This is a genomic window from Clostridioides sp. ZZV14-6153 (assembly GCF_020657855.1).
Lineage (GTDB): Bacteria > Bacillota > Clostridia > Peptostreptococcales > Peptostreptococcaceae > Clostridioides.
Map to the genome: position 1 here is coordinate 64,773 of NZ_JAGWCZ010000017.1, position 14,899 is coordinate 79,671.

General features: G+C 27.6%; 14 protein-coding genes and 1 other annotated feature. Of the genes, 11 read left to right on the forward strand and 3 right to left on the reverse strand.

Translation table 11 applies throughout. The features are described from left to right. Nucleotides 1-108 precede the first annotated feature (108 nt). The 10 genes from nth (at nucleotide 109) to thrS (ending at nucleotide 10,724) form a co-directional block, all read left to right on the forward strand. The gene (gene nth, locus KGF46_RS16885) at nucleotides 109-1,029 is read left to right on the forward strand and encodes an endonuclease III (protein ID WP_227842747.1); all 921 of its coding nucleotides are present in this window, start codon (nucleotides 109-111) and stop codon (nucleotides 1,027-1,029) included. Nucleotides 1,030-1,222: 193 nt separating this feature from the next. Then, nucleotides 1,223-1,693, forward strand: coding sequence for a tRNA (uridine(34)/cytosine(34)/5-carboxymethylaminomethyluridine(34)-2'-O)-methyltransferase TrmL (gene trmL, locus KGF46_RS16890; RefSeq protein ID WP_003429657.1), 471 nt, complete (start codon nucleotides 1,223-1,225; stop codon nucleotides 1,691-1,693). Nucleotides 1,694-1,728: 35 nt separating this feature from the next. Beyond that, nucleotides 1,729-2,577: a DegV family protein gene (locus KGF46_RS16895; RefSeq protein ID WP_227840916.1), complete on the forward strand. Its 849-nt coding sequence runs from the start codon at nucleotides 1,729-1,731 to the stop codon at nucleotides 2,575-2,577. Between the two features lie 271 nt (nucleotides 2,578-2,848). Then, a complete protein-coding gene (locus KGF46_RS16900) occupies nucleotides 2,849-3,853 on the forward strand; it encodes a BMP family ABC transporter substrate-binding protein (RefSeq protein ID WP_227830312.1) in 1,005 nt (334 codons plus the stop codon). A gap of 40 nt (nucleotides 3,854-3,893) precedes the next feature. Then, entirely contained in the window at nucleotides 3,894-5,003 is a 1,110-nt protein-coding gene (locus KGF46_RS16905; protein WP_227830311.1) for a BMP family ABC transporter substrate-binding protein, read from the forward strand. Between the two features lie 67 nt (nucleotides 5,004-5,070). Then, entirely contained in the window at nucleotides 5,071-5,700 is a 630-nt protein-coding gene (locus KGF46_RS16910) for a hypothetical protein (protein WP_227830310.1), read from the forward strand. A gap of 161 nt (nucleotides 5,701-5,861) precedes the next feature. Next, complete coding sequence (locus KGF46_RS16915; protein WP_227830309.1) at nucleotides 5,862-6,623, forward strand: DUF6873 family GME fold protein; 762 nt, start codon at nucleotides 5,862-5,864, stop codon at nucleotides 6,621-6,623. A gap of 2 nt (nucleotides 6,624-6,625) precedes the next feature. Further along, on the forward strand, nucleotides 6,626-7,444 hold the full coding sequence (locus KGF46_RS16920; protein WP_227842745.1) for a putative sporulation protein YtxC: 819 nt from the start codon (nucleotides 6,626-6,628) through the stop codon (nucleotides 7,442-7,444). Between the two features lie 249 nt (nucleotides 7,445-7,693). Beyond that, nucleotides 7,694-8,296 carry a DUF445 domain-containing protein gene (locus tag KGF46_RS16925; RefSeq protein ID WP_227830307.1) on the forward strand — a complete coding sequence of 201 codons (603 nt, stop codon included), beginning with the start codon at nucleotides 7,694-7,696 and terminating at the stop codon, nucleotides 8,294-8,296. 207 nt (nucleotides 8,297-8,503) lie between these two features. Next, nucleotides 8,504-8,741 (forward strand) — a binding site (T-box leader). A 63-nt stretch (nucleotides 8,742-8,804) separates the two neighbouring features. Beyond that, nucleotides 8,805-10,724 (forward strand): threonine--tRNA ligase, encoded by a 1,920-nt coding sequence (gene thrS, locus KGF46_RS16930; protein WP_227830306.1) that lies wholly within the window; start codon nucleotides 8,805-8,807, stop codon nucleotides 10,722-10,724. 249 nt (nucleotides 10,725-10,973) lie between these two features. On the opposite strand, the gene KGF46_RS16935 is transcribed toward thrS, so the two are convergent. From KGF46_RS16935 to KGF46_RS16945, 3 genes are read right to left on the reverse strand one after another with little or no spacing between them, the layout of a single operon-like run. Continuing rightward, on the reverse strand, nucleotides 10,974-12,035 hold the full coding sequence (locus KGF46_RS16935; RefSeq protein ID WP_227830305.1) for a DUF4097 family beta strand repeat-containing protein: 1,062 nt from the start codon (nucleotides 12,033-12,035) through the stop codon (nucleotides 10,974-10,976). Further along, a complete protein-coding gene (locus tag KGF46_RS16940; RefSeq protein ID WP_227850928.1) occupies nucleotides 12,028-12,705 on the reverse strand; it encodes a TMEM198/TM7SF3 family protein in 678 nt (225 codons plus the stop codon). The genes KGF46_RS16935 and KGF46_RS16940 overlap by 8 nt, the downstream gene beginning before the upstream one ends. Nucleotides 12,706-12,716: 11 nt before the next feature. Further along, nucleotides 12,717-13,037, reverse strand: a complete 321-nt coding sequence (locus tag KGF46_RS16945; RefSeq protein WP_227830303.1) for a PadR family transcriptional regulator — start codon at nucleotides 13,035-13,037, stop codon at nucleotides 12,717-12,719. Between the two features lie 370 nt (nucleotides 13,038-13,407). On the opposite strand from KGF46_RS16945, the gene KGF46_RS16950 reads away from it, so the two are divergent. Beyond that, nucleotides 13,408-14,745: an ATP-binding protein gene (locus tag KGF46_RS16950; protein ID WP_227862192.1), complete on the forward strand. Its 1,338-nt coding sequence runs from the start codon at nucleotides 13,408-13,410 to the stop codon at nucleotides 14,743-14,745. The last annotated feature ends 154 nt before the right edge of the window (nucleotides 14,746-14,899 follow it).

Genomic DNA, 14,899 nt, shown 5'->3' on the forward strand with positions numbered 1-14,899 from the left:
TATCTGTAGAGTAAGTTTTGTTTTGTATGTTGATGTTTATTTTTTGTTGATATGATTAAACTATATATAAATAGTGTTTTATAAATTGGTATTTTAAGGGGGATAATTATGAAAAATGTAAATAAGAAAGATATAAATAAGAAAGATGTAACTAAGAATGATGTAAATAAAATTGAAACTCAAAAAGAAGTAGATGGAATAATTGATGAAAAAGATATAGAAAATTTTGTAGATATTAAGGATAATAAAAAAAGTGTCAAAGTTAGCAAAAAAGATGCTCAAAAAAGTGAAAAAGATAGAAAATTAAAAGATAATAAGTCTAGTAAAAATACACAAAAAGTGAGTAATAAGAAAGCTAAGAGTAAATCTGTAGATAAGAAAGAATCGATAAATGAAAAAGATGTAAATAAAATTTTAGATGAATTAGAAAAATTGTATCCAGATGCTACATGTGAACTAAATTATGGGACAGCCTTTGAACTTTTAATAGCAACTATATTATCAGCTCAATGTACTGATGTAAGAGTAAATAAAGTTACATCAGAGTTATTTAAGAAGTACAATACAGCAAGAGATTTTGCAGATTTAAGTATTGAAGAAATTAGTAAAGAGATAAAAAGTTGTGGTCTTTATAAAAGTAAGGCTCAAAAAATAAAAGATACATCTGAACAGTTGTGTGAATTATATAATGGTGAGGTACCAGATACTTTAGAAAAGCTTGTAAAACTTCCTGGCGTTGGAAGAAAGACAGCAGGCGTTGTTCTTAGTAATGCTTTTAATCATCCAGCAATAGCAGTAGATACTCATGTATTTAGAGTTAGCAATAGAATTGGAATAGTGGACGAGCCAAACCCTGAAAAGACAGAATTTGCACTTATGGAAGCTATACCAAAAGAAAGATGGTCACACTCACATCATGTATTGATTTTTCATGGAAGAAGAATGTGTAAAGCTAGAAATCCAGAGTGTGAAAACTGTCCAATAAAAGATAATTGTAATTATTATCAAGAACTTAAAGAAATGAAATAACTTTTCCAAAGTAAGTTGTACAAGAGTGATTTTCTGATATAATAATACTTATGAAAATGTTAGATAGAAAACTATTATGTATAATAAAATAAAAATTATTATTAAAATTATTATATATAATAGTATAATATTATTGTTATTCTATTTATAAAATAAAGTTTAGTAAACAAGAACGATATTTAGGAGGATAAAAATGTCATTAAATATAGTATTAGTAGAACCAGAAATACCTCAAAATACAGGAAATATAATAAGAACTTGTGCGGCAACAGGTTCAACTTTGCACTTAGTAAAACCATTAGGTTTTTCATTGGATGATAAGCACTTGAAAAGATGTGGTCTTGACTATTGGGATATAGCTGATATACAATATTACGATAGCTTTGAAGAATTACAAGAAAAATATCCAAACAGTAAATACTTTTTTTCTACAACAAAGGCTAAACAATCACATTCAGATGTAAAATATGAAGAAAATTGTTTTATAGTATTTGGTAAAGAAACAAAGGGATTACCAGAGCCTTTGTTGAAAGCAAATATGGATACTTGTATTAGAGTACCTATGTTAGATGTTGAAAAAGCTAGGTCGTTAAATTTATCAAATTCAGTCGCTATAGTAGTATATGAGGCTTTAAGACAAATAGGATACCCTAATATGAGGTAGTTTAAATAATCCTAAATTAGAAAGGAGCATACTTAATGAAAAATCTAAAGATAATCTGTGACAGTTTATCGGACGTGCCAAAAGATTTGTTAGATAAATATGATATAGATATTGTTTCATTAACAGTTATATTAGAAGAAAAAGAATACAAGGATAGGATTGATATATCTGGAGATGAATTTTATAAAAAGCTTAGAGAAGAAAATGCATATCCAAAAACTTCTCAAGCTACTTATGCCCAATTTAAGAAAGTTTTTGAGAAATACACGAGTGAAGGTAGAGCAATACTTTATATAGCTGGTTCGGCTACAGCTACAGGAACATATCAAAGTGCTGTAATGGCGAAGAATGATGTAGAAGGTGAAATATATACATATGATTCTAACTTACTTTGTATGGGAACTGGTCTGCTTGTAATAAAAGCAGGAGAGCTTGCAAGTGAAGGAAAATCTATTAATGAAATATTACCTGTTTTAGATGAATTAAAAGAAAAAGCTTTTGTCATATTTTCCGTGGATACATTGGAGTATTTACAAAAGGGAGGAAGAATATCATCTACTAAGGCGGCAATAGGAAGTATATTAAATATAAAACCTATTCTTGAAATAAAAGGTGGGTTAGTCTCACAATTATCTCAAGTAAGAGGTAAGAAGAATGTAATTTCTAAGATGATAGACTTGATAAAATCGAATTGTGGGGATGATTTATCAGACCAAGTTGTATATATAGGATATAGCGATGACATTAAGGAAAAAGAACAATTATCTAGAGTTATGGAGGATGAACTGAGACCTAAGGAAATTAAATTTTTCCAAATTGGTGTGTGTATAGGTGCACATGCTGGTCCTGGTGTAACTGGAATTATATGTATAAAAAATAAATAACAATTTTTTATATTGGGATTATTTATTTTTTTATTAAATTATGATAAGATATGTTAAACATTGATACACTAGATATGATTTGTTTTAGATATAATTAAGTGTTGATATATTAAGTTGAGCTTTTAGGGAAGTGTGTAAATAGATAAAAATCTATTACACACTTTTTTATGGTAAGTTTATTGAAAAAATTAAAGAAATACTTGCAAATGAGGTATAGCAAATTAGTAAATAGGATGTAAAAATATCACAAAAATATAAGGAGTGAATTTTGATGCGTTTAAAAAAATTGTTGGTATTAATGTTAACTGTGGCAATGAGTACTGGAATATTAGTTGGATGTAGCAGTAATTCAAGTAATAGTTCTGGTTCTAATCAAGATAATAAAAATAAGCTAAATGATAAAGAAAATTCAAAAAAATCTGTATCTATGATATTAGATATTGAAGGGTCAAACAATGAAGTTATGAATAATTCAGCTTTGTTAGCTTTAAATACTGCACAAAAAAATCTTAACATAGATACAAATAAAGTGGAATCAGATGATTCATCAACTTTTTCTAATAGCATAGATATTTTATGTAATGATAATACTGACTTGATTATAGCTGTTGGTTCTAGATTTGCAAAGCCTCTAGAAAAGATAGCCAAGAAATACCCAAAGCAACAGTTTGCCATTGTAGATTATGAGTATGACAAACAACCATCTAATATAACTTCAATTTCTTTTGAGGATAATAAGACTGGATATTTGGCTGGATTAGTTGCTGGAAAGATGACAGAAACTGATAAGGTTGGTTTTATAGGTGGTGTAGAGGGGTCCAGTAGAAACAAATTTGAATCTGGATTTAAAGAAGGTGTTAAATTTTCTAATAGCAATATAAAAGATGTTTCAGTTGAGTATGTAGATATTTTTAAGGATAGTAAATCTGCTGAATCTGTCGCTAAAAAAATGATGGATAGCGGAGTAGATATTATTTTTTCTAATACTGAGGATGATTCAAAGAGTGTAATAAATGCAGTTAGAGCAAAGAATAAAAAAGTGATAGCAATTAATAAAGATCAGCATGAGTTAGCCCCAGAAAATGTTATAAGTTCTATTGTAAAAGACTTTGAAAAACCTACTTATGACTTAATACAAAGCTTTGTAAAAGGAGAATATAAGGGTGGTAAAGTTATAGAAAATACAATGAAGTCTGGAAGTACTGGACTTGCTCAAAATAGTTCTCAAAATATTCCTCCTGATGTGTTAGAATATGTAAATAAGAACAATAAATAATCTATAGAGACTTCATGTTCTATATCAGGGAGTGAGTTTTGTGAAAATAAAAAGGATATTGATGTTTTGTTTTGTCGTGGTCTTTACAGTTTTTATACTAGTTATCTGTAATTTTGATTTTGGATTTAATAGAGTAAATAATAATTCTAATATAAATAATAATAAGTCTAAACAAAGTGAATCTAAAAATGTGTCAACTTCGTCCGATAAAGATAAGTCAAATAGTACAAGTAGCAATAATGAAGATGAATTGGAAGATGATTCTTATGTACGAAAAACTGTTGGAGTATTGTTAGATACTCAAAGCTTAGGGAATGAATCGTATAATAATCATGTACTGTCAGCTTTAAAAACAGCTGATGAGGATTTTGATATTAGAGAGAAGATTGAAAGACCAAAGACTTCTAATGACTTTGCAAATAGCATAGAAAAATTATATAAATATGAACCAGACTTGATAATAGCAGTTGGAGCTAGATTTGCAGAACCAATTAAACAAGCTGCTACAAAATATCCAAAACAGCAATTTGCGATAGTTGATTATAATTATAAGGTTCAACCAGCTAATGTAATTTCTGTATCATTTCAAGATAATTCTACTGGATATCTGGCAGGTCTTATTGCAGGAAAAATGACTGACACTGGTAAAGTAGGATTTATAGGAGGAGTTGAAGGCTCTAGTAGAGATAAATATGAATCTGGATTTAGAAAAGGGCTTAAAACTTCAAATAAAAATGCTGATTTATTGGTAAAGTATGCAAATGTATTTGAAAATCCTGAGTCAGCTAGAACTATTGCAAAAGAAATGAGAGATTCTGATAGAGATGTTGTATTTTCAGCCACAGAAGATGATGGGAAAAGAGCTATTCAGGTAGCTAGAGAAAATGGTGGTAAAGTTATAGCTATTAATAAAGACCAATATGAGATGGCTCCAGATAATGTAATAAGTTCAATTGTAAAGGATATAGAACAGCCTGTTTATGAATTGATACAGAATGTTGTAAAAGATGGTTTTAAGGGAAGTAAAGTCATGGAGTTTAAGATAAAAGATGGAGAAATTGGACTTACTCCAAATAGCAGTAGAAACATACCACCAGATGTTTTGGAATATGTAAAAAAAGAGTACAATAAGGTGAAAGATACATACTAATTATTGCTGAAGATATGTATAATATTTATGTGAAATGTTATAATTATCTGTAGAGGAGTTGATACATATGGAAGGTAAAATTTTGCAATTTCTGGATAAAATGCAAAACAGTATTAACGACAGATTAGATAAGATGGATGCTAGATTTGACGAAGTGGGCATAAGACTGGATAAAATGGATGCTAGATTTGACGAAGTGGGCATAAGACTGGATAAAATGGATGCTAGATTTGATGAAGTGGACATAAGACTAGATAAAATGGATGCTAGATTTGATGAAGTGGACATAAGATTAGATAAAGTAGATGCTAGATTTGATGAAGTGGACATAAGACTGGATAAAATGGATGCCAGATTTGATGAAGTGGACATAAGACTGGATAAAATGGATGCTAGATTTGACGAAGTGGACATAAGATTAGATAAAGTAGATGCTAGATTTGATGAAGTGGACATAAGACTAGATAAAATGGATGCTAGATTTAATGGAATAGACTCTAGATTATATAAGATAGAAAATAATCTAGTAGAAATTAAAAAAGATTTAAAAGACACAAAGATAGAATTAGAATATACAGAAAAACATGTTGTATCTGTTAAGGGAGACACACAAGAGATAAAAAGAGACTTAAATAAAATTGAAATAGTAACAGCAAGCAATTGGAATGATATAGCTAAATTAAAATCAATTAGATGATAAAGTAGAGTTTTTATAAGAATTTATAAAAAAATAAATAAATTAATTTAGATTAATTACATAAAAGTCCAATAATAAGTGTGTAAGTAGAAAAAATCTACTGCACACTTTATTTATATTCAAATAAGAAATTTATCAAAAAAAATAAAAAGGAGTAAAAAATGGAATTTACAAGAGAGCCATTTATACTAGATGACGATTTATGTCTAGCTTTGGTGGACAAAAGAATTAGTTATCTAATGGAAAATGAATTAAAATTAAGAAATATAGAGATAATAAAAACAATAGAATGTAAAGAATTATATGAAAGTATAAAATATCACCCAGATATATGTATTTGTAATTTAGGAAAAGGAGATATAATTGTTGCGCCGAATGTATATAATCAATACAAAGAGTTATTAAGTAAACATAAATTTAATATAATTAAGGGAGAAGCTAATTTATCAAATAAATATCCTTATGATATACCTTACAATATTGCTATAGTTGGTGATTATGCCATACACAATTTTAAGTACACTGATAGAGTAATATTAGATTATATTGAAAATAATAAACTTAAAAAGATAAATATAGAGCAGGGCTATTCTAAATGCTCAATCTGTATAGTAGATAGAACATCTATAATAACATCAGATAAAGGTATTTGGAAAAGCATGAAGAATACAGAAATAGAGTGTTTATTAATAGAAAAAGGTCATATAAATTTATTTGAGATGAATTATGGATTTATAGGTGGATGTACAGGGTTAATTTCTAAGGATAAGCTAGCTTTTTGTGGAGATGTTAAAAAACATCCTGACTATGAACGTATAAAAAGTTTTATAGAAAGTAAAAACAAGGAGATAGTTACACTTAGTAGTGAAAATTTACTCGATATAGGTTCTATAGTTCCTCTCATGACAAGAAAGGAGCGATAACTTTGGTTGAGAAGGATAATATTTCTTCTATGAAATTTTTGAGGAATAATAACGTAAACGATAGATTAATATATACAAATGACATTGTAGAAGTCGTAATTGATTCTGCAAAGCAAGAAGTGTTAAATAAGAAAATACTTAATGGTACTAAAACTGAACAAAGAGCTCTAAATATTGATGAAATATCTACAGAAATAACTAGTATGATAATAAGTATAATGAAAGAGAAACTTTTAAAAGAATACATTCTAAAATACTATGGGCGTACATATCCTGAAGATAAAAATAATATATACATATATTCACTGAACATATTTGCTAAAAAAGAGATTTTTATGAGAGAAACAGTATTTACAAGGGTTAGGAACTATATAGAGGAAAATGATTTTATAAATGTGGAAGGTTTTATTCGATTTAGAATGAGAGAATTTATGAAATATATTTCTGCTATAGGTGATATTGCAGTTGAAGAGTATTTAATAAAAAGAGACCAAGATGAGTTTATAAGAGTTTTAAAATATTTTATAGATACTCAAGAAGAAAAGATAGATTTGCTTAAAGTTCATATAATGGAAGATAATACATTTATTTTATACGATAAAAATGGAAATAAAATAGATAGTATAGATGATGAAGAAATTATAAATATGGTCATAAGAGAAAATTTAAATTATGAGGACTTTTTAATAAGTACCTTATTGACTCTATGTCCTAAGAAGATAGAAATATTAGATTTATTAAATAACAATTGCTCAAAGGAAATCATAGATACAGTAGAAGCAATTTTTGAAAATAAAGTTAGTATAATTATGGAAAATTAGAATTGAAAGATATAATTTAAGAGCTGAAAAGAAAGCTAAAAATAAAAATATATTCAAATTAAAGGTGAATTGAAGTTAAAAGAGAGTAAAATATAACTAAAATAGTAAAAATAAAAATTAGAAATCAAAAAAATTCTTTTGAAATCGACACGAAAGACTTATAATTGTATATAAAGCTATGATATAACTAGAGTTATTAAAGATAAAATATAGCTAACAAATATACAATTGATAAGGAGAAGTTTTATAATGGATAATTTAATTAGGATACTAATATTAGCTGTTATTGGTGGATTTATAGGTTATGTCACAAATGTAGTTGCTATAAGACTGATATTTAGACCAATAGTACCTATTAAGATACCTGTTTTAAATATAGAGATAGTAGGTCTTATACCAAAGAGAAGAGCAGAAATAGCAGCAAATGTAGGTGAAATAATTCAAAACGAATTTCTTTCAATGGACGAAATACTTGCAAATATCATTACTGACGAAGATAAGGAAGAAGTTGTAAGATACATAAAAGCAAGGGTAAAAATTATCATACATGAGAAAGTTTCATTTATACCAAGCAGTATAAAGAACATGATTCAGGACTATTTAGGAGATATAATTGAATCTGAAGTGAAACAAAGTATAGATGAATTAAGCAAAAATATAATAAATAAAGCAAATGAGCGTATAGATATACAAAAAATGGTCGAAGATAAGATTAATGAACTAGATTTATATGAACTAGAAGAAATAATTATAAGAATAGCTAAAAATGAATTAAAACACATAGAAATCTTAGGCCTTGTATTAGGTTTCTTAATAGGTATAGTTCAAGGATTAGTGACTATATTTATCTAGTTATATCTATCATGCATGTAGATACGTTTTAAAAATTTAAAATTAGTGAAAATATTATAATGTCACTATAAATCAAAAGATTAAACTAATACAAAATATAAGAATATTAGTTTACAATTGATTGAAATGAAAAATAATGGGTAATTAATATATTACATTAATGTTGATTGATGTATGACTATCTGTTATAATGAAAATATATCAAAAATTATAGTGTTGAAGAGGAAGAGTAAAGTGGAAACCATTCACAGAGAGTCTGGGTCTATGGCTGAAAACCCATGTAATAGGTCTATTTGAAAACTACCTTGGAGCTGAGCTTATTAGCAGTGTTTGTTTTATACAATTTGTGAAAGTGCTCGGGTGACGACCTTATAGTCATCAAGAGGGTTGTATATATTTGTATACGCCAACTTGGGTGGAACCGCGAATTAATATCGTCCCAAATATTTTTGGGGCGATTTTTTATTACAAAAAATTTAAAAATTATCTCAATAAGGAGGAAAAAACAATGATTAAAGTTGCTTTAAAAGATGGTTCAATAAAAGAATTTGAAAATGCTCTTTCTGTTATGGATGTGGCTAAATCCATTAGTGAAGGATTAGCTAGAAATGTGGTAGCAGCGTCTGTGAACGGAGAGGTTGTAGGTCTGGACCACATGATAGATAGTGATTGTGATTTAAACTTATTTAAATTTGAGGATAAAGAAGGAAAAGACGTTTTTAGACATACATCAGCACATATGTTAGCTCAAGCTATAAAGAGACTTTACCCAGAAGCAAAACTTGCTATAGGGCCAAGTATAGAGAATGGATTCTACTATGATATAGATTTAGAACATAGATTAGTTCCAGAAGACTTGGAAAAAATAGAAGCTGAAATGAAAAAAATAGCTAAAGAAGATTTAAAGATAGAAAGATTTGAACTTCCTAGAAATGAAGCTTTAGAGCTTATGAAAGAACAAGGAGAAGATTACAAGGTAGAACTTATATCTGATTTACCTGAAAGTGAAATAATATCTTTCTACAAACAAGGTGATTTTACTGATTTATGTAGAGGACCACATTTACCATCTACTAAAAAGGTTAAAGCTGTTAAATTACAAAGTGTAGCAGGTGCATACTGGCGTGGTGACGAAAAAAATAAAATGCTTCAAAGAATTTATGGAACTTCTTTTGAAAAAAATAAAGATTTAGAAGAGTACCTACATTTATTAGAAGAAGCTAAAAAGAGAGACCATAGAAAATTAGGTAAAGAATTAGGTTTATTTATGATACCTGATGAAGGTCCTGGATTCCCTATGTTCTTACCAAAAGGAATGGAACTTAAAAATGAATTATTAAAATTCTGGAGAGAAATACACAGAAAAGCTGGATATATTGAAATAGAATCTCCAATTATATTAAACAGAAAATTATGGGAGACTTCAGGTCACTGGTATCATTACAAAGAGAATATGTATACAGTTAAAATAGATGATGAGGATTATGCTATAAAACCTATGAACTGTCCTGGTGGATTAATTTACTACAATTCTCAATTACACTCATATAGAGATTTCCCAATGAGAGTTGCAGAGCTTGGTAGAGTTCATAGACATGAGTTATCTGGGGCATTACAAGGGTTAATGAGAGTTAGAGCATTTACTCAAGATGATTCACATATATTCATGTTACCAGAACAAATTAAAGATGAGATAAAAGGTGTAGCTAATCTAATAGATGGTATTTACAAGACTTTTGGATTTGAATACAATCTAGAATTATCTACAAGACCAGAAAATTCTATGGGAAGCGAAGAAGAGTGGGAAGCAGCTGAAAATGGATTAAGAGAAGCTTTAGAAGAGTTAGGTCTACCATATACTATAAATGAAGGTGATGGAGCATTCTATGGCCCTAAGATAGACTTCCATTTAAGAGACTGTTTAGGAAGAACTTGGCAATGTGGTACTATCCAATTAGATATGCAACTTCCAAGACAATTTGATAATACTTACATTGGACAAGATGGTGAAAAACATAGACCAGTTATGATTCATAGAGTTGCTTTTGGTAGTATAGAGAGATTCATAGGTATATTAATTGAGCATTATGCTGGTAAATTCCCAGTTTGGTTATCTCCAACTCAAGTTAAGATACTTCCTATATCTGATAAGTTTATGGATTATGCTAATGAAGTTAAAAAAGTATTATTTGATAAAGGCATAAGAGTTGAACTAGATGATAGAGCTGAAAAAATTGGATTTAAAATAAGAGAAGCTCAACTTGAAAAAGTTCCTTATATGTTAGTAGTAGGTGAAAAAGAAGTAGCTGAAAATAATGTTTCTGTAAGATCAAGAGATAAAGGTGAAATAGGTAGCATTAAATTAGATGAGTTTATAGCTAGTATCTCAAAAGAAATTGAATCAAGAGAAAGTATTATCCAAAACTAATATATAAAATAAAGTTAATTGATATATAAAATATTAACTTGTGTATAGCTAAGTATTTTTTGGATAGATAAGTATCTTATGAATAAATAAGTATAATTAGAGGCACATTTAGTCATATTTTTTATGATAATGTGCCTCTAATTTTTGTTTGTAAGATATAAAGATTTATCTTCATGTAATTTATATAACTTTTTAATATATATTTATCTTTATGTAATTTATATAACGCTTTAATATAGCTATTTTTTGTTAGTTGTTTTTTCTAATATTTAAATTGGCACCTGTAGTATCTACATACATCTTTGCAGTCCCATTTTTATAAATATATGAATCGCCATCCTGAAGTAATTTAAAGCTACTATTTAAATTACCAGAGACCTTACTAAAATCTAAAGTAAATCCTGAATTTTCAGGAATATACAAATCAATATCACCAGAAATAGTATCACATTTGAAAGAAGATAACATTTCACTTGAATTAATTTTTATATCCCCACTAGTTGCCTCAGATTTAATATTAGAAAATCTACCTTCTATATTAACTTTACCAGAAGTTGATTCGCATATAAGATTCTTGTTGTCCATATTTTTTAAATCTATATCTCCGCTTGTTGTATTTATCTTCAAATCGTCAGTTTTACCAGAAAGCTGAATTTTACCAGAGACTGAATTACAAATAACACTTTTACTATCAAGTTTTTTTATGTTGATATTGCTACTAGTTGTCTCCAAAGTAATTTTGTCAATCTTACCAGACATTTCTATATTACCTGAAACTGATTCAATATCCGTCATGTTACTTTTAAGATAAGTACTATATATATCTGCTGAAGTAGTAGATACATTTATATTGTTATATAATTTTCCAGGTAAATATAGTTCAAGTACTGTTGATTTTGGAAGTCCAATTCCAATGAAGAATTTTTTTGCAGAATTATCAATGATAGAAAGAGTATTGCCATCAACCTTTATTTTTGCAATCTTTTTCTTTGAAAAATTAGAAGGAGCTTTTTGAATTAATTTAATTTTATTAGAATCACTCTTTAAAACTCTAACTTCACCTGAAGTCCAGTCAACATTAATATTATTTATTTTGTTTGAAAAACTCTCGCTTTTAACGGTTAGATACTTATCATAATTTTTATTAGAGGATAAAAAACTTTCATTTTTAACTGAATCTTTAATCAAATCTTTGACATCATATTCAGACGAAATTATAGTATTTGTAAGGAAAACAATAAATATTATAGAAAATACTATAGCTACAATACTCCAAACAATAATTTTTATTTTTAAAAATTTTTTATTCATATTTATCATCATCCTCCGCGTCTTTTAATTGTAGTACCCCTTCGGCTATATGAATTCCAGCAGCACCTATTATGAATATTATCCATGAAAAGCTCCAAGCATCAAAACATATGTTAACAATTAAAAAGATGCCAACTATTATCATCCAATATGCACTCATAAATGATTTATAAGCAAGATTTGTACTTTTAGTTTTTACTCTCCATTCTTTGAATTCTTCTACCATAGTATCATCAGATGGACTATAGTTTTGTTTTGTCATTCCATTGTAGACTAGTAGACCTGTTCCAACTGCTATTAATATAAACATTGGAAGACTAGCCAGAGTTGGTTGGATACCAATGTTTACAATTAAAACCGCAGTTAAAAATGGGCTTATTATAAAAAGAGCAATTGCTATTGATACTCTCAAAGCTCTTTTCTTTCTTTCTTCAATTAATTCAGAAGGCATAAAATATGGCTCTTTAACACTTTCAATTAATTCAGATAAATCTCCAATCCCAGATATTACTGAATTATATGCTTCTTGCTTTGATTTACCATTTTGTATTTGGTCGTTGTATTTTTCTTTTAGATTTTCGAATAGTTCATCTTTAAGTTCTTTGACCTTTCTTGTTTCTTTAACTTCTGTAAAGCTTTGTTCAATATAATCATGTATTTTATCTAACATATTTTCACCTCCTAAATTAATGTGTCTATTAACAATTTTGTATTATCCCATTCTTCACGGCTTTTTTTATATTTTTCTCTACCTTCGCTTGTTATAGAATAATATTTTCTTCTAGCACCAGTAGCTTCATCTCCCCAATAAGATGTTATTGCACCAGATTGTTCAAGTCTACGAAAGGCTGTGTATAAAGTTGCTTCTTTTAACTCGTACAAGCCTTGTGTTTTTTCTAATATAGATTTATTAATCTCATAACCATAGCTATCTTTTTCAAGTAAATGCTTTAAGATAATTGTTTCTGTATGACCTCTTATCATATCAGATGCGATTGTCATAAACATCACCTCCGTTTAAGTATATAATACTTTTATATACCTCGCCTGTCAATGTATTTCGTGTGATAAAATTTATTTTATTATAATTCTTACGGCTTTATGCCGTTTTAGGGAAGAATTACATACTAAATTATATAAAAAACGTACTTTTATAGTTATTTATAGAGAAATGATGTTGTTATTAAATTGGAAGAAGGAATAATGCTTAAATACATTAGCATATGTAATGATATGAGTAAAAAATAAAATAAAATTTAATTTATTTAGGATAATTCTATCAAGGTATTTACTACAGGTGTAGAGTCGTATATAATTAAGTTATATGGAAAATTTTAAAAATTAAATTATTAATACACTAGGAGAAAATATTATGATAAAGTCAAATTTGTTTTGGAATATTTTCATTGCTATGTCTTTTATCATAGAATGGTTTGTTTGTAAAAAAATACTAGATTACACAAGTATACAAAAAATTTCTAATGAAAGAATAAATATTTACATGATAGGTATTATTATTTTTGCTAATCTATTTTATTTCTTTGATGTACTTCCAAATATAAGAGTAATTATATCTATGATGATTATGGTTGTATTTTACAAAATTTCATATAGAGTAAGGCTTATAAAAGCCATACTAATATCTTTAATGTATTGGATGTTGTTAATGGGTATAGATGCTTTGAGTATGTCTTTAACAATTTGGATTAATTCTATAGATGATATGAGCAAAATGTTAACAGAAAACATATACAGAATTGAGTCAATTGTATCTGGAAAGACAATTTTGCTTTTAACTTTATTTTTATATAAGACATTAAAAACAAAATTGAATATAGAAATAAATAAAAAGACATTAACATATGTAATTATACCTATAATTGCCAATATAGCATCTTTTTTTACTATTTTTAAATACATATTTAATCCTAAAACTAGTGGTGGTTTAATACATAATTATCAATTACTTATTATCTCTATCATGTTACTTCTATCAAGTATTATCTTGATTTTAATTGCTAAAAAACTACAACAGTATAATGCATTGATAGCAGAAAATAATATGATTAAAAACGTTTTACACACTAAAAATGAATATTATGAGGATATAGAAAAGAAACATTTAAAAACTAGATTATTAAGTCATGATATGAAAAATCATATCTTATGCATAAAAACTATGGTTAAAAAAGGTATTGATGTTACTTCATATTTAGATGACTTACAGATGGAGATTCAAAGTAATTACATTTCATTTAATACTGGTAATTTTATCTTGGATGCTATATTGAGTGAGAAGAAAGAAGTTTGTGATAAAAATAATATAGAACTTAAAATAGGAATAAATTTTGGTCACTGTGAAGCTATTGAATTAATAGATGTATGCCATATATTTTCAAATGTCTTAGATAATGCAATTGAAGCATGCAAAAAAATTGATGAGGGAAGTAAAGTAATTTGTGTTAAAGGTGATGTTTTACAAAAATTTTATCTTATAAGAGTAGAAAACACTAAAGTAAATGAAATTATCACAAAGAATGGGAAAATTGTAACAGATAAAAAAGGTACACTTCATGGATTAGGAATAAAAAGTATAAAAAACGCTGTAAATAAATATGGTGGCAATGTTGTGATTGAGTATGATGATAAAAAATTTGTAGTTAAGATTGCTATACCACTTAGAAATGTAAAAAAAGCAATTAATATATAATTTGATTTGTCATGAGTAAATAATATAATTTTATAAATATAATGGACTTAATTATTACAATAAAATTGCCGAAAAGCCCCCCTTCTTTAGATGTGGGGATGAAAGGCAAGGTCTTAATATAAATAAAAGTCAGAATAATACTTGCAACCTAACA

Coding starts and splice junctions, on each gene's coding strand:
- nth (WP_227842747.1), top strand. CDS start 109: ATGAAAAATGTAAATAAGAAAGATATAAATAAGAAAGATGTAACTAAG.
- trmL (WP_003429657.1), top strand. CDS start 1,223: ATGTCATTAAATATAGTATTAGTAGAACCAGAAATACCTCAAAATACA.
- KGF46_RS16895 (WP_227840916.1), top strand. CDS start 1,729: ATGAAAAATCTAAAGATAATCTGTGACAGTTTATCGGACGTGCCAAAA.
- KGF46_RS16900 (WP_227830312.1), top strand. CDS start 2,849: ATGCGTTTAAAAAAATTGTTGGTATTAATGTTAACTGTGGCAATGAGT.
- KGF46_RS16910 (WP_227830310.1), top strand. CDS start 5,071: ATGGAAGGTAAAATTTTGCAATTTCTGGATAAAATGCAAAACAGTATT.
- KGF46_RS16915 (WP_227830309.1), top strand. CDS start 5,862: ATGGAATTTACAAGAGAGCCATTTATACTAGATGACGATTTATGTCTA.
- KGF46_RS16925 (WP_227830307.1), top strand. CDS start 7,694: ATGGATAATTTAATTAGGATACTAATATTAGCTGTTATTGGTGGATTT.
- thrS (WP_227830306.1), top strand. CDS start 8,805: ATGATTAAAGTTGCTTTAAAAGATGGTTCAATAAAAGAATTTGAAAAT.
- KGF46_RS16935 (WP_227830305.1), bottom strand. CDS start 12,035: ATGAATAAAAAATTTTTAAAAATAAAAATTATTGTTTGGAGTATTGTA.
- KGF46_RS16940 (WP_227850928.1), bottom strand. CDS start 12,705: ATGTTAGATAAAATACATGATTATATTGAACAAAGCTTTACAGAAGTT.
- KGF46_RS16945 (WP_227830303.1), bottom strand. CDS start 13,037: ATGACAATCGCATCTGATATGATAAGAGGTCATACAGAAACAATTATC.
- KGF46_RS16950 (WP_227862192.1), top strand. CDS start 13,408: ATGATAAAGTCAAATTTGTTTTGGAATATTTTCATTGCTATGTCTTTT.